Origin of the sequence: Rhizobium sp. 268, assembly GCF_036571585.1 — a bacterium.
GTDB lineage: Bacteria > Pseudomonadota > Alphaproteobacteria > Rhizobiales > Rhizobiaceae > Rhizobium > Rhizobium redzepovicii.
The window spans coordinates 52777-73054 of record NZ_JAPPSO010000018.1 but is presented as its reverse complement, the minus strand read 5'-3'; the positions used below and the strand labels follow the sequence as shown (position 1 = coordinate 73054).

General features: G+C 61.1%; 19 protein-coding genes. 8 read left to right on the top strand and 11 right to left on the bottom strand.

What is annotated here, in order from left to right; genetic code table 11:
* Positions 1 to 108: 108 nt before the first annotated feature.
* The gene (locus OS035_RS28390; RefSeq protein ID WP_183778260.1) at positions 109 to 777 is read right to left on the bottom strand and encodes a haloacid dehalogenase type II; all 669 of its coding nucleotides are present in this window, start codon (positions 775 to 777) and stop codon (positions 109 to 111) included.
* Positions 778 to 1081: 304 nt separating this feature from the next.
* Here OS035_RS28390 and OS035_RS28385 point away from each other — a divergent pair, with 304 nt between their 5' ends.
* A complete protein-coding gene (locus tag OS035_RS28385) occupies positions 1082 to 2104 on the top strand; it encodes an SAM-dependent methyltransferase (protein ID WP_183778258.1) in 1023 nt (340 codons plus the stop codon).
* A gap of 13 nt (positions 2105 to 2117) precedes the next feature.
* Here the strand turns inward: OS035_RS28385 and OS035_RS28380 are convergent, their stop codons facing one another.
* From OS035_RS28380 to OS035_RS28360, 5 genes are all read right to left on the bottom strand, one after another.
* Positions 2118 to 3320: an ROK family transcriptional regulator gene (locus OS035_RS28380; RefSeq protein ID WP_097629734.1), complete on the bottom strand. Its 1203-nt coding sequence runs from the start codon at positions 3318 to 3320 to the stop codon at positions 2118 to 2120.
* Between the two features lie 75 nt (positions 3321 to 3395).
* Entirely contained in the window at positions 3396 to 4619 is a 1224-nt protein-coding gene (locus OS035_RS28375) for an MFS transporter (protein WP_183778256.1), read from the bottom strand.
* A gap of 205 nt (positions 4620 to 4824) precedes the next feature.
* Positions 4825 to 5601, bottom strand: coding sequence for an SDR family oxidoreductase (locus OS035_RS28370; RefSeq protein ID WP_183778254.1), 777 nt, complete (start codon positions 5599 to 5601; stop codon positions 4825 to 4827).
* 25 nt (positions 5602 to 5626) lie between these two features.
* On the bottom strand, positions 5627 to 6490 hold the full coding sequence (locus tag OS035_RS28365; RefSeq protein WP_097629737.1) for a MurR/RpiR family transcriptional regulator: 864 nt from the start codon (positions 6488 to 6490) through the stop codon (positions 5627 to 5629).
* Positions 6491 to 6511: 21 nt separating this feature from the next.
* Positions 6512 to 6901 (bottom strand): RidA family protein, encoded by a 390-nt coding sequence (locus tag OS035_RS28360; RefSeq protein WP_054184612.1) that lies wholly within the window; start codon positions 6899 to 6901, stop codon positions 6512 to 6514.
* Between the two features lie 111 nt (positions 6902 to 7012).
* Here OS035_RS28360 and OS035_RS28355 point away from each other — a divergent pair, with 111 nt between their 5' ends.
* The 6 genes from OS035_RS28355 (at position 7013) to OS035_RS28330 (ending at position 13276) form a co-directional block, all read left to right on the top strand.
* Positions 7013 to 7495 (top strand): hypothetical protein, encoded by a 483-nt coding sequence (locus tag OS035_RS28355; protein ID WP_183778252.1) that lies wholly within the window; start codon positions 7013 to 7015, stop codon positions 7493 to 7495.
* Positions 7496 to 7525: 30 nt separating this feature from the next.
* Complete coding sequence (locus OS035_RS28350) at positions 7526 to 9001, top strand: M81 family metallopeptidase (RefSeq protein WP_097629739.1); 1476 nt, start codon at positions 7526 to 7528, stop codon at positions 8999 to 9001.
* The gene (locus tag OS035_RS28345; RefSeq protein ID WP_183778250.1) at positions 9002 to 10102 is read left to right on the top strand and encodes a D-TA family PLP-dependent enzyme; all 1101 of its coding nucleotides are present in this window, start codon (positions 9002 to 9004) and stop codon (positions 10100 to 10102) included.
* 254 nt (positions 10103 to 10356) lie between these two features.
* Entirely contained in the window at positions 10357 to 11028 is a 672-nt protein-coding gene (locus tag OS035_RS28340; RefSeq protein WP_183778248.1) for a DUF938 domain-containing protein, read from the top strand.
* A gap of 190 nt (positions 11029 to 11218) precedes the next feature.
* Entirely contained in the window at positions 11219 to 12328 is a 1110-nt protein-coding gene (locus OS035_RS28335) for a sulfite oxidase (protein WP_331814309.1), read from the top strand.
* 156 nt (positions 12329 to 12484) lie between these two features.
* Positions 12485 to 13276 (top strand): SDR family NAD(P)-dependent oxidoreductase, encoded by a 792-nt coding sequence (locus OS035_RS28330; protein ID WP_097629063.1) that lies wholly within the window; start codon positions 12485 to 12487, stop codon positions 13274 to 13276.
* A 364-nt stretch (positions 13277 to 13640) separates the two neighbouring features.
* On the opposite strand, the gene OS035_RS28325 is transcribed toward OS035_RS28330, so the two are convergent.
* From OS035_RS28325 to OS035_RS28305, 5 genes are all read right to left on the bottom strand, one after another.
* Entirely contained in the window at positions 13641 to 14774 is a 1134-nt protein-coding gene (locus OS035_RS28325; RefSeq protein ID WP_331814308.1) for an ABC transporter ATP-binding protein, read from the bottom strand.
* 91 nt (positions 14775 to 14865) lie between these two features.
* Positions 14866 to 16071, bottom strand: coding sequence for an ABC transporter substrate-binding protein (locus OS035_RS28320; protein ID WP_097629061.1), 1206 nt, complete (start codon positions 16069 to 16071; stop codon positions 14866 to 14868).
* A 73-nt stretch (positions 16072 to 16144) separates the two neighbouring features.
* Positions 16145 to 17002, bottom strand: a complete 858-nt coding sequence (locus OS035_RS28315; protein ID WP_003594798.1) for a carbohydrate ABC transporter permease — start codon at positions 17000 to 17002, stop codon at positions 16145 to 16147.
* The gene (locus tag OS035_RS28310; protein ID WP_049735830.1) at positions 16999 to 17883 is read right to left on the bottom strand and encodes a carbohydrate ABC transporter permease; all 885 of its coding nucleotides are present in this window, start codon (positions 17881 to 17883) and stop codon (positions 16999 to 17001) included. Before OS035_RS28310 ends, OS035_RS28315 begins: the two co-directional genes overlap by 4 nt.
* Before the next feature lie 13 nt (positions 17884 to 17896).
* Entirely contained in the window at positions 17897 to 19054 is a 1158-nt protein-coding gene (locus tag OS035_RS28305) for a Gfo/Idh/MocA family protein (protein ID WP_116409423.1), read from the bottom strand.
* 330 nt (positions 19055 to 19384) lie between these two features.
* On the opposite strand from OS035_RS28305, the gene yghX reads away from it, so the two are divergent.
* Positions 19385 to 20272: a YghX family hydrolase gene (gene yghX / locus OS035_RS28300; protein ID WP_097629058.1), complete on the top strand. Its 888-nt coding sequence runs from the start codon at positions 19385 to 19387 to the stop codon at positions 20270 to 20272.
* The last annotated feature ends 6 nt before the right edge of the window (positions 20273 to 20278 follow it).

The following is a 20278-nucleotide window of genomic DNA, read 5'->3' as shown; positions in this document are numbered from 1 at the left end:
GACGCTGAACTATTGGTCAATCCCGGCGGTCAGTTCGCGACGGCCTGCTGAAGCGCGCCTTCCATGGCTTGCAAATTGAGCTGCGAGACGAGATAGGTTCGGCCCTCGTTAGAGCCCGACGACACTTGGCAATTCCGAGATATCGGCGATCTCGGTGTAGCCGTAATAGGGATTGGCCGGCTCATGACCGCGATTGACCCAAACCTTGTTCTTGATCCCGAGGTCATGGGCGCTCATCAGATCGTAGCGGAACGAGGAGGAGCAATGGAGTATGTCTTCCGGACCGCAGCCGAGCATGTCCAGCATATATTCGAAGGCGCGGAAATGCGGCTTGTAGGCACCAGCGTCTTCGGCGGTATAAACTGCGTAGAAGGGGGCGCCGAGCTTTCCGACGTTGGACATGATCTGCGCGTTCATGGCGTTCGAAAGGATGACAAGCGGAATTTCCTTGGCGACCTTGGCAAGACCAGCCGGAACGTCGGCGTGCGGTCCCCAGGTCGGTACGCGTTCGTATACGAGCCTTGCGTCTTCGTCCCTGAAGTCGATGCCGTTGCGTTTGCAGGTTCTTGAGAGCGCGTTATGGACCACGTCGGCATAGGGCTTCCAATCCCCGATGACTTCATCGAGTCGGTATGCGGAGAAGTCCTTGATGAACTCGAGCATCTTCTGCTCGTTCATGCGGTCACCATAAAGGTCGCGTGCGGCCTCCGCCATCTGAAAGTTGATCAGCGTGCCGTGGCAGTCGAACGTGATGTATTTCGGGCGGAAAATAGCCATGCGCTTCGTCCTTGATTTGGCTTCGGGAAAGCCGTCTGCTTCGAGAGAAAGCATAGGTCAGCGTCGGTCGCTGAGAAGGCTGAATTCCCCGACGTCTTGAGCAGGAAATTCTGAATTTGCAGGTCCGAATGCGTTTTTGATTGCGATGGACAGTGAATCTCCGGCCCTGACTGTCGGTGACGGTCGGCCGTTGGGGCACCCGATCGGGTTAACGCGGTAAGTATTGTAGAATATGCGAATGCACGCATAATTCCCGCGGCTGGCGCTGCCAGGCAAGACCGATCGAGGGCTGTTGGGGGATACCATGGAAACGATCGCCGAAGACGCCGATGCTGGCGTCGTGTCACCCGAACTCGTGGTCGATGCACTGTTTGCCTGCCGCAAGACGGCAGCGATCAGGGCGGCCATCGAGCTCGATCTCTTTACCCATATCGGCAAGGGCAAAACGGCAGCCTTGCTGGCATCGGCAACAAGTGCTGCGGAGCGGGGGGTGCGCATCCTCTGCGACTACCTCGTGGTCCACGGTTTCCTGACAAAGGAGAGCGGAGAGTACCGGATGACCCCGGCGACCAGAATGTTCCTCGATCGCAATTCTCCGGGCTATATGGGCTCCGCAGTCGAGTTCGTCGCCGCACCCGAAATACTGGATAATTTCCTGCGCGATCCGGCCGCCGTCGTGCGAAACGGCGGTTCGCCCGGGCTCGCGAACATGTCGCCGGACAATCCCGTCTGGTTGAAGTTTGCGCGCGGCATGGGCTCCTTTACCGGCCTCAGCGCCAAATTACTGGCTGACGAAATCTCTGGCTTGGGAAAGCCCTTCAAAAAGGTTTTAGACATTGCGGCAGGTCCGGGCTTGTTTGGGATCGAAATTGCAAAGGCCCTTCCGTCGGCGGAGATCGTCGCCGTCGATTGGGCCGCGGTCCTGGAGCTGTCGCGGCAGAATGCGGAAAGAGCGGGCGTCGCTGACAGGTATCGGACGATCGCCGGCAGTGCATTCGATGTCGACTGGGGCACGGATTACGATCTCGTCCTGCTGCCGAATTTCCTGCACCACTTCGATCTGCCGACATGCGCAGGGCTGCTGCGAAAGATCATCGCGAGCCTTGTAGAGGGCGGCAGGATCGTCGCGGTCGATTTCGTGCCGAACGAAGATCGGGTGTCGCCGCCTTTCCCGGCGGCCTTCTCCTGGGAGATGCTCGCCAGCACGCCGGCGGGCCAGGCCTATACGCGAAATGAGCTGAGCGAGATGGCAAGACTGGCCGGTCTTGCCGGCGTCACAGTCAAACCGATGCCGCCAACGCCGGCAAGTCTCATTCTGTTTGAATAGCCGCGACCGTCGCTTAGCCGACCGGCTTTTGCAGAACGTCGAAGCGCGGATTGGTTTCGGAAAAGATCGGCAGGGCGGCGGCGCCGAGGATGGCCGTGTCCTTGCCGGTCATGCCGATCATCACACGGGGCAGACTACGCGTCCGGTTGGGATCGATCGGAACGTGCAGCGGCTCCAGCCGTTCGGCCAGCCGGCGCATCAGCGATGTCGATATGCTGCCGCCGAGCACGATGGTCTGCGGATCGAAGGCAAGTTCGAGGAAGTCGAGCGTCTGCCGCAGCGGCTGGACGGCCTGATCGAGCCAGGCATCCAGACCTTCGCCGCCCTCAGCGATCAGCGTGTCGAGATCGTCTGAAGACAGTTCCTCGGCGTTGGCAATGCCCATGAATTCGTAAGCGACGGTCGGCGAGATGTAGCGGTCGAGGCAGCCGCGCTTACCGCAACTGCAGAGCTTGCCGTGCGGCTCGACGATGATATGGCCGATCTCGCCGGCATTGTTGCGGCTGCCTTTGTAGAGATGGCCGTCGAGGAACATGCCGGCGCCGATGCCGCCGCCGCCGGCAAGAAACAAATAGACGAAGCTGCTCAAACCGCGCGCGACGCCGTGAAGGCGCTCGCCGATCGCGGCTGCTGTTGCGTCGTTTTCGACGAGCACCGGTACCTTGACCCGCTGTTCCAGCTCATGCCCGACCGGAAAATCCTGCCAGCCCGGCAGGTTCTGCGGGCTGAGAGAGGTGATGCCGCCGTCGGCATAGCGGCCGGGCAGGGCCATGCCGACGCCGAGCAGCCGGTTTCGGTCGAATGTGAAGGCCTGCTGAATGTCCTCGACAATCGATTGCAGAACCGGCATCGCCCGCTGCGGATCGGGATGTTCGATAGGGCGCTCGATACGGGCGCGGACGGCGCCGGAGAGATCCGTCAGAACCCCGCTGGCGCGCTGGCGGCCAAGCTCGAGACCGATCGAATAGGCGCCGGCGGGATTGATGGAATAGGGAATGATCGGCTGTCCCCGCGCCAGCTTTTGCGCCTCGGCCGGAACGAGCAGATGCGACCGTTCCAATTCCTCAACGATATTCGACACGGTCTGGGCGGTCAGCGCCGTCATCCGGGCGATCGCCGCACGCGACAAGGGACCGTTGGTCCGCACGGCCTCGATCACCACACGCCGGTTGTGAGACTTGGCCTGCTCGAGATTGGTGCCGGAGATCGCCTTCATGTCGCCTTCAAAGGAAATGGTGCCTCACCCTTGTCATAAGACCGATAGTGATGAAAGCCACATTCTTCGTCAGGTCTATTGAACCTCGGCATCGGCGGGCGCAACGGCATTGCGCCGCTGCAGGAGGCCGAGGATGGCGATGCCCGAGAGGCCGGTTACGGCGCTCAGCATGGCGGTTCCGGAATAACCGGTCGCCCAAGTGCCGGCGGCAAAAACCAATGCGCCGATCCCTGCACTCGCGAAGATATTGACGGAGATCAGCGCGCTGCCGAGCCCCGGCCGATCGGCGATGAGATCCTGCAGATAGGTGATCGGAAAGCTGATGATCGCCGCAGCACCGATGCCGGCGAGCAAGGTCAGCGCATAAAGATGCCATGGCTCGGAGGCAAGGCCGAGAAGGCTGAGGAATAAGGCATAGATGATGGTGCCGGCGGCAAGCGCCGTCATCTGGCCGGTCTTCCGCGCAATCCGCGACCAGACGATGATGAAGACGACCTCCAGCAGGGCGACGATTCCGACCAGAATACCGACATCGCTGAGCCGGCCATGGGCGGCGCCGGTCGCGATCAGCGGCAGAAGCGCGTCGTTCAGATGCAGGGTGCTGGTGATCAGCGCCACGCCTGCGATATGCGCCGAAATCCGCGGCGAAACCACCTGCCTGAGCGCGCCGAAATAGGTGAGGTGATGAGCCGCGGCCATTTTCGCTCCGGCCCGTTTCGGCAGCGCGAAGAGGATGATGCCCTGGCACAGAAGGCAGGCGATGGCGGCGAAGAGATAGGCCGGCAGCATGCTCGACGCACCGGAGAGCACAAGGCCGGTAATGCCCGGAATCAATACCCAGGAGAGCGAGATCATGGCGCGCACGCCCGAGTTGGCCGTCACCATGTCATTGCGGTTCATGCCCTGCATCGCGGCGCGCGCATTGGCAAACAGCAGCGAATTCAGCGCTCCGAAGATCGGCAGCGGCAGCAGCCCGCTGATGGCGAAGATCGCCGCACTTGGAAAGGCATAGACCATGCCGTAACCGACGATGCCGAAAATGCAGGCGCCGATCATCGCCGAACGATACTCGCCGAGCCGATCAGCGAGGTTGCCGAGCAGAACGCTAATGACGACGTTTACCGCCGCCGAGGCGAAGGCCAGGAAGGAATAGAGACTGTCGCTCAAGCCCAGTTCGCGGATGCCGACGATCGAACGATAGGGTGCGGTCATCGCCCCCGCCATCCCGAAGGTGAAAATGGCGATCATGCTGGCGCGGATCGCCGGATTGCGAAAGACATCAGGAAAGAGGCGGCTCATGGAGTCATCAATCGTCAGGGAAATCGGCAGGCGCAGCCGCGGCGGGCAGTCCGGAAGGTCATGTCATGCTAAAGCGCGTCTCAATCTGTCAGATTCGCTTGTCGCGCTTTAGCTCTTTGTTTTTCCGCATGTCGTTGCCGCAAAACCGCGGCCCACTTTTGCGCGACATGCTGTCGTTTCGGCTCGGAGATCGCAGCCCTGAATTTCAATAATGCTCCGATTGCGAGAAGGTCCGCGCCAGTTCGGCCTGGCCGGCGGTGAGGCCGCAATCGACGGGCAGGCAGACGCCCGTAATGGCGGCGGCGAGCGGACCGGCCAGGAAGCCAACGGCATTGGCGACATCCCGGGGATCGACGACCCGCTGCAGCGGATACCAGCGGCGCGCTTCCTCGAAAACATTCGGATTGGCGGCGGCGCGTTTCTCCCAGGCCTGCGTCTTCACCGTGCCGGGCGCGACCGCATTCGAGCGGATGCCGAACTTGCCGTATTCGACGGCGACCAGCCGGGTGAAATGCAGCAGGCCGGCCTTGGCGGCGCTATAGGCCGGGTGCCCGAAGACATTCATGCCGTTGACCGAGGCGATGTTGACGACGGAGCCCTTCGACGCCTTCAGCATCGGTTCGAAGGCGCGGAAACACAGGAAGGCGGCTTCGAGATTGAGGGCATTGTCCGCCCGCCAGATCTCCGGCGTCGTCTCGTGCAGGCTGGTGGCCCGCGCCGCACCGGCATTGTTGACCACGGTTCGCACCACGCCGGCCTCGGCGGCGCGGCTGACCAATTCCGCTATGCTCGCCTCGCTGGTCACATCACAGCCGGCAGCGACGAAGCGATCGGCCGGGCCGAGCTTCGAAGCGACGGCCGCCGCCGCCGCGGCATCGATATCGGCGAGCAGCACGACATCATGGTCATCGGCGAGGCGGGCGGCAATCGCCGCGCCGATATCGCCGGCCGCGCCGGTGACGATGGCTATCGACTGGGTCATTTTCCGTCGCTCCCGTTCATGAGCCTCAATCTCCAAGCAATTGCCGGTCGTCGCCGTCGCGGTGGATGACGAGCTGCTGCTTGATACGCCGCAGCGTGGTCGTCGCCTTCGGCTGAACGGCGTAGGCGACCAAGCTCGACAGGATATCGACCGTTGCGATGTAGGCGATGCGCGTCGAAGTCGGGCGATAGATGTTGTTGCCTTCGGGCAGGTCGATCGGCACGACGATTTCGGCCGCCTTGGCAACCGGGCTTGCCGTTTGGGTCAGCGCGATCGTCTTCACCTTGGCGCCGCGGGCAAGCTCGAAGGCCCGCACCAGCTCCAGATTGCGCCCCGAGAAGGACGAGCCGATCAGCACATCGCCCGGCCGGGCCGCAGCCGCCATCATCAGCTGCATGCTGTGATCGGAACTGGCGGTGATGCGAAGCCCGAGACGGAAGAGGCGGTTCTGCAGCTCGTCGGCAATCATCGACGAATTGCCGCCCGAGCCGAAGGCGTAGATCATATCGGCCTTGGCGATAAACGAAACGGCGGCTTCGATCGCGGCCAGATCGAGCGACCGGTGCAGCAGAAACAGCGCATTCTGCGCCTTGGTGATGATATCCTGGGCGACATCGGCCGGATCGGTGCTTTTCGATTCTGGCTTCAGATAGCGCACGCCGATATGGGCGGTGCGGGCGAGCTGCACCTTGAAATCGGAAAAGCTCTCGCAGCCCAGCCGCCGGCAAAAGCGGGTGACGGTCGGTGGCGATACCTCGGCGCGTTCGGCCAGCTCGATGATCGAGGCATTCACGGCGAACTCGAAATCGTTGACGATGATCTCGGCGATGCGGCTTTCGGAGGGAGAGAGCCGGCCCTTGTCTTCCTGCAATGTCGAAAAGATATCCAAAGCCGCTCCCGCCCTTATTCTCTATGCACCCTTCTTCTTATAGGCCACGCAGTCGATCTCAACCTTGCAATCGACCATCATCGACGATTGCACACAGGCGCGCGCCGGCGGATGTTCGCCGAAATACTCCTGATAGATCTTGTTGAAGGTCCAGAAGTCGCGCGGATCATCGAGCCAGACGCCGACGCGCACGACATCCTCGACGCCGTATCCGGCCTCATCGAGAATCGCCAGCACGTTGGCGATCGTCTTGTGGGTCTGGGCGATGATGTTGCCGTCGATGATCTCGCCATCTTCCATTGCAACCTGGCCGGAAACATAGAGCCATCCGTCAGCCTCGACCGCACGCGCGAAGGGCAGCGCCTTGCCGCCGGCCCCCGTTTGAACAGTGCCATAGCGCTTGATGGGCATGCTGAAGTCCTTGCAAATTATTTTCTTGATAAGTTGACAAATGACCATAGAAAGCAGAATTTGACCAGTGAAAAACATGGATTATGAAAAGAATTTCAATCCGGGGCTAATATGCGCGACCCTTTCCAGAATCCCTTCCCCTCCGACAGCGCCCGGCAGGCGATCTGGGAAATGCTCGTTCCGCGCGATATCGATGCTTTTCTCGCCGCCGACTGGTCGAAGGTCGAGCATGATTTCGTCGAAGAGGGTTTCATCGGCATCGACGCCCAGAAGCAGGTCAGCCCCGACAGGTGGCGCCTGGCCTTTCCGACGCTGTCGGCCTATCGCCAGGAATGGCTGAGACAGGCGAAGGATTTTGCCGAGCAGCGCCTCGCAGAAGATGCGCGCACGGCGATCTTCACCACGACGACGCTCGAGGATATCGAGATCGAAGGCGAGATGGCGCTGGTGCGCAAGAAATTCGACGGCAGCATTACCAAGGCTGACGGCACCCGCGACGTCCTGCAATGGCAGACGCTCTATTATTGCCGGCTGCACCAGGGGCGCTGGAAGATCTCAGGTTTCACCGGCTACCTGCCGAACCCGATGGGGTGACGCGGGGCCGACAACACGAAGGCCACTTTCTTGCGCATTTTCACGGCGGCATTGGCGACCGAGACCAATACTTTCTCCCCGATCTGCGTGGATCGCCGCGCATTCGAAGCCTCGCTTTATGCGCCGCCCGGCGAGCATCCGGAAACGCCGACGCTCTGCACCGCGCCGATCACCGTCGGCAGGCGCGTCACCAAAGAAAAAGGTTGGCAGCTGATCGAGGGAACCGCCACCTGGGCCGATCCTGCCGGCCTCGTCAACCGGGCGACCTATGAGGAATTGCGCGATGAAATCCTCGACCAGTTGAGAGCAGCAATGCCGGTCGATGCCGTCGTCATGGGTCTGCATGGCGCCATGGTGGCGGCCGGATATGAGGATACGGAAGGCGATCTTCTCCAGCGCATGCGTGAGATCGTCGGTCCCGATGTTCTCATCTGCGCCGAGCTCGATCCGCACAGCCACCTGACGGCCAAACGCGTCGCCGCCCTCGATTTCGCCGTCTATTTCAAGGAGTTTCCGCATACGGACTTCGTCGACCGCGCCGAGGATCTCTGGCGCATCGCCGTCGACACGCTGGAAGGCCGGGTCAAGCCTGTGATCTCGGTGTTCGACTGCCGGATGATCGACGTCTTCCCGACCTCGCGCGAGCCGATGCGCTCCTTCGTCGACAAGATCATGCGGATCGAGAAGGATGATCCCGATATCCTGTCGATCTCAGTGATCCACGGCTTCATGGTCGGCGACGTTCCCGAAATGGGAACGAAGCTGCTGGTTGTCACCGACAACAAGCCGGAAAAGGGCGCCGCCCTGGCGCGCGACCTCGGCCTCGAACTGTTTTCGAAACGTGGCACTTTCATGGTGCCGCAGATCGACGAGAAGGAAGCCGTCGCGCGCGCGATGGCTGCGACCGCATGGCCGGTCGTCATTGCCGATGTCTGGGACAATCCGGGCGGCGGCACGGCCGGCGACGCGACCGTCATCCTCGCCGAGTTGATGGCCCGCGGCGTCACGAGTGCCGCGATCGGCACCATTTGGGATCCGATGGCGGTGCAGATCTGTTTTGCGGCGGGCGAGGGGGCGGAAATTCCGCTGCGCTTCGGCGCCAAGTCGGCGCCCGGCACCGGCAATCCGATCGACGGCACGGTCAAGGTCGTCAGGCTGGTGAAAAATGCCGAGATGCAGTTCGGCGAGAGCCTCGCCCCCTTCGGCGATGCCGCCCATATCGTGCTCGACGGCATCGACATCATCCTCAATTCGACGCGCGCCCAGAGCTTCGATCCCAGCCTGTTTTCGGTGATGGGCATCGATCCCGAGAAGCAGAAGATCCTGGTGATCAAATCCACCAATCACTTCTTCGCCTCCTTCTCCAGGATCGCCGCCGAGATCCTTTACTGCTCCGCCGGAACGCCCTATCCCAATAATCCGGCGACGACGCCGTATCGGCGGGCGCCGAAGACGATATGGCCGATCGTCGCCGATCCACATAGAAGAGAACGCGGAGCCGCCTAGATGCCTGATGCCAGCTTTGCCGTCGTCGCCAAGGCAGGCGACAGGATCGCCGATCTCTCGACGCCGCGCCCGGTGATCGATGAGGACCGGGTGGCTGCCAACATCGCCCGCGTTCAATCCTATATGGATGAGCACGGCCTGAACTTCCGCCCGCATATCAAGACGCACAAGATCCCGGCGCTCGCCGTCGCCCAGGTCGCCGCCGGCGCCAAGGGCATCAATTGTCAGAAGGTCACGGAGGCCGAGGTCTTCGCCGCTGCCGGCTTCGGCGATATCCTGATCACCTTCAATATTCTCGGACAGCAGAAGCTCGAGCGCCTGGCAAAGCTGAACGAGAAAATCCCGGGGCTGAAGGTCGTCGCCGACAGCGAAACGACGGTCGACGGGCTCGCCGCGCATTTCTCCGGCCACAAGGCGCTGACGGTGCTGGTGGAATGCGACACCGGCGGCGGCCGCTGCGGCGTGCAGACACCGGAGGAAGCCGTCGCGCTCGCCCGGCGCATCGCCGCTGCCGATGGCCTCACCTTCGGCGGCATCGTCACCTATCCCAAGCCGCAAGCGGCGGCCGCCGTCGAAGCTTTCATCACCGAGACGCTGGACCTCCTGCAATCCGACGGCATCGCCTGCCCGATCGTCAGCAATGGCGGAACGCCGAGCCTGTTCGAGGCGCATCTCGTCACCTCCGCCACCGAACACCGCGCCGGCACCTATATCTATAACGACCGCCAGATGGTGCGCATGGGCCATTGCAGCGAGGACGATTGCGCCATGCACGTGCTCGCCACCGTCGTCTCCCGCCCGACCGCCGACCGCGCCGTCATCGACGCCGGCTCGAAGGCGCTGACCTCGGACCTCCAGGGGTTCAGCGATTACGGCCTGATCGTCGGCTATCCCCAAGCGCGCATCACCAGCCTCTCGGAAGAACACGGCGTGATCGATCTTGCAAACTGCATCGGCCCCCGGCCGCAGATTGGCGAGAAGCTCTTCATCGTCCCGAACCACACCTGCGTGGTTTCCAACCTGTTCGATACGATGGTGTTTCATCGGGGTGGGGTGGTGACTCGGGTCGAGGAAGTCGCGGCCCGCGGGCTGGTTTGGTAGGGGGCCGCTGCGGTTGAGGGCGAAATGCCTCTGAGCGGCGCAGGGCGCTGTATTCGTGACTTGTTGGCGATCTCGGTATCAGCAAGGATGCAGTTGCTGATATCGCAAAAACGTGCGCGCTGCGGGATGACTTCATTGCGCCTAGGATAGGTGGACAGGTGAGTCGACGCCCCCTTCGTAAGTCCGAAATTCTTGGTTTCAGTCTCATCATTTCAGCTATAGGGTGGGAGACATCGCCCAAAGGGGAAAGGCCAATGCCCCCAGAGAAGAAGGACCGTTCGTCTGTCGCGCTGGAACAGCGCGACGTAAGCGCCGACCAGCGCATGTTCTCACCTTCCGTTGCGCGAAATTCGGTGCCGATCCTCGCGGTCCTAAAACGTGTCCTTCCAACTCATGGCGTCGTGCTGGAGATTGGATGTGGGACCGGCGAGCACGCCGTGTGTTTTGCGGGAGCAATGCCCGACCTCACTTGGCAGCCGAGCGATCCGGATGCCGACGCCCGCACCAGCACGTCTAGCTGGATCAAATTTGCAGGACTGAAGAATGTGCTGGCACCGCGGGATATTGATGTGTGCTCGGGACAATGGGGCGTCGAACAAACGGGGCATTTTGACGCCATCGTGTCGATCAATATGATCCATATCGCGCCATGGGGGGCAAGCTTAGGATTGTTCGCAGGAGCTGGCCGTTTGCTTCACGCTGGTGGGCTTCTTCTTCTCTACGGCCCATTCATGCGCGACGGGGCACACAACGCCCCCTCGAACGCTGCTTTCGATGCGGCTCTAAGGGAGCGCAACCCATCCTGGGGGGTGCGTGATATGGCTGATCTTGAAAAAGTGGGTGAGGCCGCTGGACTTAGTCTCCGCGAGACGATCGAGATGCCTACCAACAATATGTTGCTGGTCTTCTCCAGCGGTATTGCGTGAACGGTAAGCGGGGCGCGACAGAGAGTGGGCCTATTGCAGCATTCGGGCACTTGCTGCCGTTCGAGGTTGATCCGAGGAACTTGCGGTATTTGCTAGAATGCGGTCGAAGGCGGAATGCGACAGATGCACTGCGAGGGGCGGTGTGATCGCACCGGAATTCGCGCGACCTCTTGGAAGGGAGACGAGGACGATGCCGACACCAGAGCGGCCCAGCCTAATAGTTCGACAGAAATCCCCTGAGAATATCGAGTTTCCGTTTGCGTCGCTCTCCGATTGGCTGATCCCAACCGAGCTGTTCTTCGTGCGAAACCATTTCCCGTCGCCGGACCTCGATGCCCGAGACTGGAGATTGCGCGTTAGCGGGGCGGTGGAGCGGCCGATCGAACTTGACCTCGACAGCATCAAGGCGATGCGGAGCACGACTTTGACTGCCGTCGTTGAGTGCGCAGGGAACGGGCGCGTCTACTATGTGCCGCCGAAGGAGGGTTTGCAGTGGCAGAACGGAGCCGTCGGCAATGCCGCGTGGACAGGTGTTCCTCTGCGCGAGATTTTAGAAATGGCGGGCGTTAAGCGAACCGCACGTGAGGTTCTGCTCGTAGGCGCAGACAGCGGCGTCGTCGACACGAGCAAGAAAACGGCTTCTCCGGGCCCCATCGCTTTTGCGCGCAGTTTACCGCTTGAGAAGGCCATCGCTGACAGCACGATCCTTGCCTATTCGATGAACGGGGAGCCGTTGACGCGCGATCACGGCTACCCGCTACGCGCGGTCGTGGGTGGCTGGTTCGGCATGGCTTGGGTCAAGTGGATCACTGATATCACGGTTGTGGAGCAACCATTCCTTGGCTACTGGCAGGCGCGCGACTATTTCCGTTGGGAGCGCAGCCTCGGGGAACCAAGGCTGGTCCCCCTTGCGGAGATGGAGGTCAAAGCGCAGATCGCGCGTCCCGTGCAGGGGACGCGTCTCGTCGCCGGCCAACCGTATCGGATTTTCGGGGCCGCCTGGAGCGGAGAGGCTGCCATCCGGCAGGTGCAGGTCTGCACCGGAGATGGCAGGGGCTGGCGCGAGGGAAGGCTCCTCGAAACAGAAAGTCCCTTCGCATGGCGCTTGTGGGAATACATGTGGACCCCTGAAAAAGTGGGGCGATATATACTGCGATGTCGCGCGATCGATGGGGCTGGATGCGTGCAGCCCGACCTCCAGCGTTCCGACTGCGAGAGCTACGCGGCCAATTGGATCGTTCCGGTGGAGGTTACGGTCGTTCCCGAGCCCCAGACATACGAGGAGGAATTCGTGATCTAAGCACCCGCATGGGGCGGAATGGCGGCTTTTGGCGCAACGGCGAGCCGCGTTGTCACTGCGTCATGTCCGCTTTGCAGCAACAGCGACGGGTGGCTCGATGACCGAGACCGACCGCAAGTTCAAACGTTCTCTATCCAACCTCACAAGGAGCAGCAGATGCAGATCGACCTCGTAGGCAAGACCGCTCTTATTACCGGATCGACCGAAGGTATCGGCTACGCGATCGCCCGCCAGCTCGCAAGGGCTGGCGCGGACGTGGTGATCAACGGGCGGTCAGAAGAAAAGACCGCAAATGCCGCCAAACGCCTGAAAGGCGAAGGTGCCGGGGGCACCGTAGCCGCCGTTGCAGCCGATGTCGCAACCGCTGAAGGGTGTGACGCTCTCGTCGCCAAGGTTCCTCATGTGGACATCCTCATCAACAACGCGGGTATTTTTCAACCGCTCGACTTCTTCGAGGCGAACGACGAGGTGTGGGATCGCCACTGGCAGGTAAACGTCATGTCGGCCGTCAGGCTTTCGCGTGCCTACCTTCCGGGCATGCAGAACGTCGACTGGGGTCGCGTCATCTTCATCGCGTCGGAATCCGGCTTTAACATTCCGGTGGAGATGATTCACTACGGCGTCAGCAAGACCGCCGATATCGCGGTTGCCCGCGGGCTCGCCAAGCGCATGGCTGGTACCGGCGTTACCGTGAACTCGGTCCTCCCCGGCCCAACACTGTCCGAAGGCGTCGAGGCGATGCTTGCCGAAGAGCGTGCGAAGACGGGCAAGCCGATCGAGGAGGTAGCGGCGGACTTCGTCAAGAAGCATCGTGGCAGTTCGATCATCCAACGAGCTGCAAGCGTCGAGGAAATCGCCAACCTCGTAACCTATCTGGCGTCGCCTTTGGCATCCGCGACGACCGGGGCTTCCATGCGCGTCGATGGAGGACTGATCGACACGCTCTGAGGTGATGCCTCGCCTGCTGGTCGTGATTGCCGGTCTGCGAAAGTCGGAGCACGACCGGGGCAGCGTTGGCGTGTCGATTGGATGACCGCAATCGTGTCCAGATGCTCTAACGTCAAAACGAACGGAAGTCCGCTCTGCGGCAATGGCAAGGTCTGCCATTGCGACTGATAAGGAGGCGCAATGCAGTCATATCCCCCGATGACATCCCAAATGTGCACGCGAGATTCTGCTATCTGCGGGAGATCCGCCAATAAGTTCGTTAGTGAAAAACAGCCCTCCTGCCGACGGGGCAAGCAATTGCTTCGAGTGTCACGTCCCCCCGCTTGGCCGACTGGCAAGCCGAACCGCCGACACACCGTCAGCTTCAAGCCGCCGTCGGGTTGATGACGTTCATATCGATTTCAGTCAATTCCACCCGCCGCTCAAACGCAATACCCGCCTCGTCGAAGAGATGGCAGTCGGCGGCATTGATGCCCGTGGCAACCGGGGCATCGGCGCGGATGCCGACGCTGCCGGGCAGCATCGCGCAGAAATTCTCGGCCTCGCCGTTGAGCGAGGCATAGGCGACCGTATTGGCGCCGAGGCGCTCGATGACGGTCGGGGTCACGGTGAAGACGATATCGCCGCCGTTCAGCTGGATATGCTCCGGGCGGATGCCGAGCGTCAGGGTTTTGCCGGCCATGCCGTCGCGCGCCCTCACCGGCAGGACGGCGGTCTGGCCGAGATAATCGACTTCGACGCCGGCGGCGCTGACGCCCCTGCAGGTGACGGACAGGAAATTCATTTTCGGGTTGCCGATGAAGCCGGCGACGAACTGGTTGGCGGGCTTGTGATAAAGCTCCAGCGGCGCGCCGGTCTGCGAGATATTTCCGGCATCGAGCACGACGATGCGGTCGGCCATGGTCATCGCCTCGACCTGGTCGTGCGTCACATAGATCATCGTCGCCTTCAGCTGCCGGTGCAGCTTGGCAAGCTCGATGCGCATGTCGGCGCGGAGTGCTGCGTCAAGGTTGGAGAGCGGCTCGTCGAACAGGAAGATTTTCGGTTCGCGCACGATGGCGCGGCCGATCGCGACGCGCTGGCGCTGGCCGCCGGACAGCATGCCGGGTTTCTGTTGCAGCCGCTGTTCGAGGTGAAGGATGCGCGCCGCGTTTTCCACCTTGGCCTTGAGCTTTTCCTCTTCCATCCTCTCGACCCGAAGCGGGAAGGCGATGTTCTCGAAGACCGTCATGTGCGGATAAAGCGCGTAGGACTGAAACACCATGGCGATGCCGCGCTTGACCGGCGGCAGGTCGTTGACCCTGATGCCGTTGATGACGATATCTCCAGCCGTCGTCGCATCGAGGCCGGCGATCATCCGCAAGAGCGTGGATTTGCCGCAGCCCGACGGCCCGACGAAGACGACGAACTCGCCGTTCTTCACCTCGAGCTGCACGCCCTTCAGAACTTCGTAGTCGCCGTAGAATTTCTGAACTTTGTTGAGAAGGAGCTGTCCCAAAAATCTGTCTCCGCCGGCGGTCTTCGTCGCACATTCAATAGAGGGGAGGGGCCGCGGCTCGTGCCGCGACCCCAGGGAGCCTCAGGAGGGCTTATTTGAAGGCTTCGATTTCACCGGCAGCCTTCTTCAGCGCTGCTTCCGGCTCGGCCTTGCCGGTGACGACCGACTGGATCATCTCGATCATCGAGTTCTGGAAGCCCTTATAGTCGGTGAACAGCGGCTCGGGACCACCATAGCTGATGCCCTCGATGAGCGGCTTCCAATAGGGATCCTTGGCGACGAACTCGTCGACCTTTGCCGAAGGACGCAGCGGGGTGAGGCCGGCGCCGCCCTGCAGCTCGTATTCCGACTGGACGTCGGGCGAGGTGATGAACTTGGCGAACTCGGTCGCCTTGTCCTCGACACCGGAGCCCTTGAAGATCGCCAGGCTGTCGGTGATCAGCAGCGTGCCGGGGCCCTTGGCATCGGGGCCGAGCGGCAGCGTCGTGATGCCCCAGCTGATCTGCGTCTTCTTCAGGCGGTCGGCGGCACCCGAACCAGCCTGGATCATCGCCACCTTGCCATCGAGGAAGATGGCGCGGACTTCGTTCTGCTCATAGGCCGTCGGGCCTTCTTCGGAGTAGGGGACGATATCCTTGTAGGCCTTCAGCGCGGCGAGAATCTGCGGGCTGTCGAGCGTGACCTTGCCGTCGGCATCGGTCACCGCGCCGTTATTGGTGTAAACCCAATGCATGAACTGGTGCATCGTGTTGTCGAAGGTCTTGGCGGAAAGACCGAAGCCCGGAATGCCAGTCTTTTCCTTGATGGTTTTGGCCATTTCGATTTCTTCGGCCCAGGTCTTCGGCGGCTTCTCGGGGTCAAGGCCGGCCTGCTTGAAGAGATCCTTGTTCCAGTAGAGCGCCTTGGTGGAGAAGGCGATCGGAACGCCCCACTGGTTGCCCTCGAAGGTCACCGTATCGACGATGTGGGGGTAATAGGTCTTCTTCTCATCATCGGTCATCGGCACCGGAACGATAAGGTCGTTCTGCGCGAATTCCTTCAACGTGCGCGAGCCGACATAGGCCATCGCCACCGGCGTGCCGGCGGCAGCGAGCGTCGTTGCCTTGTCCTGGCACTGCGCCCAGCCGACCACCTCAGGCGTGATCTTCCAGCCTGCGTTCTTTTCTTCCCACTGCTTGATGTATTTGGTATGGACCGGGTCGATCGTGTCGCCGCAATAGATCCAGCTGATTTCCTTGTCGGCCGCATGGGCAGTGACCGCAGTCAATGCCGTCGAACCGAGCAAAGCGAGCGCCATAAGGCCTGTCTTGATTGTTATGCTCACGTCGTGACTCCCGTTCTTGTGTTAGCTGTTCACTCGTTTTTTGGTCTTATTGTTTCACCGCACCGGCGGTCAGCCCGCCGACAAGGTAGCGCTGAAGGAAGAAGATGACGACCATCGCCGGCGCGATGCCGACGAAGGAAGCCGCCATCAGTTCGTTCCAGATGACCTCCTGCTTGCCGAAATAAGCAAAGAGACCCACCGGAAGGGGCATGTATTCGGTCTTCGAGTTGAAGGTCAGCGCGAAGATGAATTGCTGGGCGTAAGCGCCGATGAAGGTGGTGATGGCGACGACGATGATCCCCGGCATCGCAATCGGCAGGATGACGCGGCGCAGCGTGTAGAAGTGGCTGGCGCCATCCATATAGGCGGCTTCGTTGAGCTCCTGCGGGATACGGATCATGTAGGTACGCAGCAGCCAGATCGCCGAGGGGATCAGGAAGGCCACGCCAGGCACGATCATGGCGAGATAGGTGTTGAGCACGCCCATGCTGCGCATCAGCCGGAAGAGCGGGATCAAGAGCACGGCGCCGGAGAACATGTTCACCGTCAGGAAGGCGCCGAGCAGGATGCCCATGCCCTTGAACTCGAACTTCGCGAAGGCGTAGGCCGCCGGAATGACGAGGCAGAGCACGATCAGCGTGACGATGATCGAGATGAAGAACGAGTTGAAGATATAGCGCCCGAAACCCGGCACGCTGACCCACATCGTCCGATAGGCTTCGAAGGAACCGTTCTCCGGCCAGAAGCGGTAGGGCGAGGAGAAGAGCTGGCTGAGCGGCTTCAGCGACACCATGAAACCTTCGAAGAAGGGCGCCAGCACGAAGAACAGAAACAAGGCGATGCCGCAATAGATCAGGATGATTTCCCACCAGCGGTAACGGTCGATCATGGCAGCACTGCTCATGCGCGCTTCTCCGGGTTGAGGCGGCGGGTGACGCGGAAATAGGCAAAGCAGAAGAGCGACAGGAAGATGCAGATCAGCACGGCGCGCGCTGCCCCTTCGCCGTATTTTTTCGAGCCGATGGCGGTCTGATAGGTGTCGATGATCATCGTCGTCGTCTCGCCGCTCGGCCCGCCCTGCGTCAGGATCCAGATAATGTCGAAAGAGTTGAAAGTGGCGATCAGCGACAGCATCGACATGGTGATGATGGCGGGCACCATCAGCGGCAGAGTGATGCGGCGGAAGCGGTACCAGCGGCCGGCGCCGTCGGTCCAGGCGGCCTCGTAGAGATCCTTCGGAATCGACTGGATCGCCGCCAGGAAGTAGATCGTCACCAGCGGTACGCCGATCCACACGTCGGTGACGATCGTCGCCCAGAAGGCGGTGCTGCCATAGGCGAGGAAGGCGACCGGACCGTCGACCAGACCGAAGCGCTGCAAAACGCCCGATATCATCCCGAACTGGCCATTATACATCCAGCCCCACATGAAGATGCCGATCGCCATCGGCACGATCCAGGGCGGCATGGTCAATAGCCGGAACAGCGAGCGGCCGGGTACGGCGGCATTCAGCATCGTCGCGCCGAAGGTGCCGATCACCATTTTCAGCGCGACCGAGAAGAAGGTCCAGACGAAGGTGCGGAAGATGACCTCGGCAAAGGTGGCGTTGAAGATCTTCTCGTAATTGACCCAGCCGACCCAGTTGGTGGTCTTCTTCAGCGACGCATCGGTGAAGGAGAGAATGAAGGTATCGACGAGGGGATAGGCGACGATGGCGAGAACATAGAGAACGGCCGGAAGGAGGAGGATCCAGGCGAAGATGAAGGCGCTTCTTTGGACACTCATCTTGCCGTCGTCCTCAAGCCGCTCTTGCGTGAAGGGCCTCGTCGAAGCGGTCCCAGATGGGACGCAGGTCGACGACGGTTTTCTTCATCCTCGCTTCGTCCATCGCCAGCGCCAGGATGCCGGCTTCGAGCGCATTCAGCGTGGACACGGGCAGTTCGAGCCCGGTGCGCACGCTTTCCAAAAGGTCGCTCGCCATCTGCTCATCGGCGCCGTAATGCTGGGAGAGCTCAGTGGCGGCATATTTGTTTTCAACCACCTTGTTGCCGGTCAGCTGCTCATGCACATCGAGATAGCCGCGCACGAAATCGCCTTCGGCCATGCCGCGCGAGCCCATGATGGCGAAGCGGCGGAATTGATCGGGCACATTCAGATTGGTGTGGAAGTTCATGCCGACGCCGTTTTCATATTCGACGATCGCCACTTGGTAATCGATGATGTCGGCATCGCTGTCGAAGACCTTGTCGGAGCCCATCCAGCCGCTCGGCTTGCGGTGGAAAAGCTCGAGATCGTTGATACCCTCGCGGGCCGGATCGTTGGCCGGAATGAAGCTCTTGCGGCCGCCGAAACTGGCGACCCGCTCCGGCCTTGCGCCGACGACGCCATTATAAAGGTCGAGGTCGTGGCAGCATTTCTCCAGCATGAAGCTGCCGGAATAGCGCTCGTAGCGGCGCCAATCGCGCATGAAGAAGGCGCCGTGATAGGGCTCGATATGTTCGGAAGCCTCGATCGAGACGATCTGGCCGAGTTTGCCCTCGGCCTGGATGGCGCGCAGATCCTTGTAGAGGGGCGAATAACGCAGCACCAGACCAACCATCAGCCGCTCGTGACCGAACTTCGCCATCAGATGGGCAAGCTCGATGCTCTCGGCGATTGATGTGACGATCGGCTTTTCGCAGAAGACCTTGAGGCCGGCTTGCAGCCCGAGCCTGATATGATCGAGGTGCAGGTGATTGGGGGAGCCGATCATCAGCAGATCGAGCTTTTCGGAGGCGAGCAGTTCCTGCGGCGAGCCATATGCCTTGCCGACCGAAATTCCCTTTTCCGTCAATCCGGGAAGCCCGGCGGGATCCGGATCCACATAGCCGACAATGTCGAAGCTGCTATCGATCGCTTTGAAGACGTAGCCGAGATAGCCGAGCCGGAATCCGAGCCCGATGATTCCCACTTTCATGCCGATCAAGTTCCCAGTTTAGGTAATTTATTTTCTTTAAGTTGGGACAAAAAACGAGAGGCGTCAATAGAAAACGGGCCTCACAGCACGAGTATGAAATTTATTTTCATAGATCGGTAGGCGGCTGCCGATTGCCGGCTGCGACAGGCAGGGCGCGGATTGCAAATGGAAAAGCGCGCACCGCTTGAGGCGGCGGCGGCGAAATCAGCCTCTGCCGCCGCAAGTGGCGATCGCTGCGGCAAGCTCACGCCAAACTCGCGAAATGTTGAAAAGAGTCACGATTTTGCGTGTGTAGGATGGTGCGAAACCCAAAGCCAAGGAGGAGCCATCATGACCCGCATGACAGCCAAGGACTTCCCGCAGGAAATTCTCGAACTCTACGATTACTACGCGCACGGGAAAATCACCAAGCGCGAGTTTCTCGACCGGGCCGGCAAATTCGCCGTCGGCGGGCTGACGGCAGCCGCCATCCTCTCGTCGCTGAGCCCTGATTACGCGCTGGCAACCCAGGTCGAGTTCACCGATCCGGACATCGTGGCCGAATACATCACCTATCCCTCGCCGAAAGGAAATGGCGACGTCCGCGGCTATCTCGTCCGTCCTAAGAACGCCACCGGCAAAGTCGCGGCCGTGGTGGTCGTGCACGAGAACAGAGGCCTGAACCCCTATATCGAGGATGTGGCACGGCGTGTGGCGAAGGCCGGCTTCATCGCGCTAGCGCCGGATGGCCTCACTTCGGTCGGGGGTTATCCCGGCAATGACGAAAAGGGACGGGAACTGCAGCAGAAGGTCGATCCGGAAAAGCTGATGAACGACTTCTTCGCGGCCGTCGAGTTTCTGATGAAGAGCGACCTCACCACCGGCAAGGTCGGCATCACCGGCTTCTGCTATGGCGGCGGCGTCGCCAATGCCGCGGCAGTCGCCTATCCGGAACTTGCCGCCGCCGTGCCGTTCTACGGCAGGCAGCCGCGCGCCGAAGATGTGCCGAAGATCAAGGCGCCCCTGCTTCTGCATTATGCCGGGCTGGACAAGGGCATCAACGAAGGCTGGCCGGCCTATGAAGCGGCGCTGAAATCCTCTCAGAAAACCTACGAGGCCTATGTCTATCCCGACGTCAACCACGGCTTCCACAATGATTCCACGCCGCGCTACGACGAAGCGGCCGCCAAGCTCGCCTGGCAGCGAACCGTCGACTGGTTTACGAAATACCTTGCTTGAGAGGGG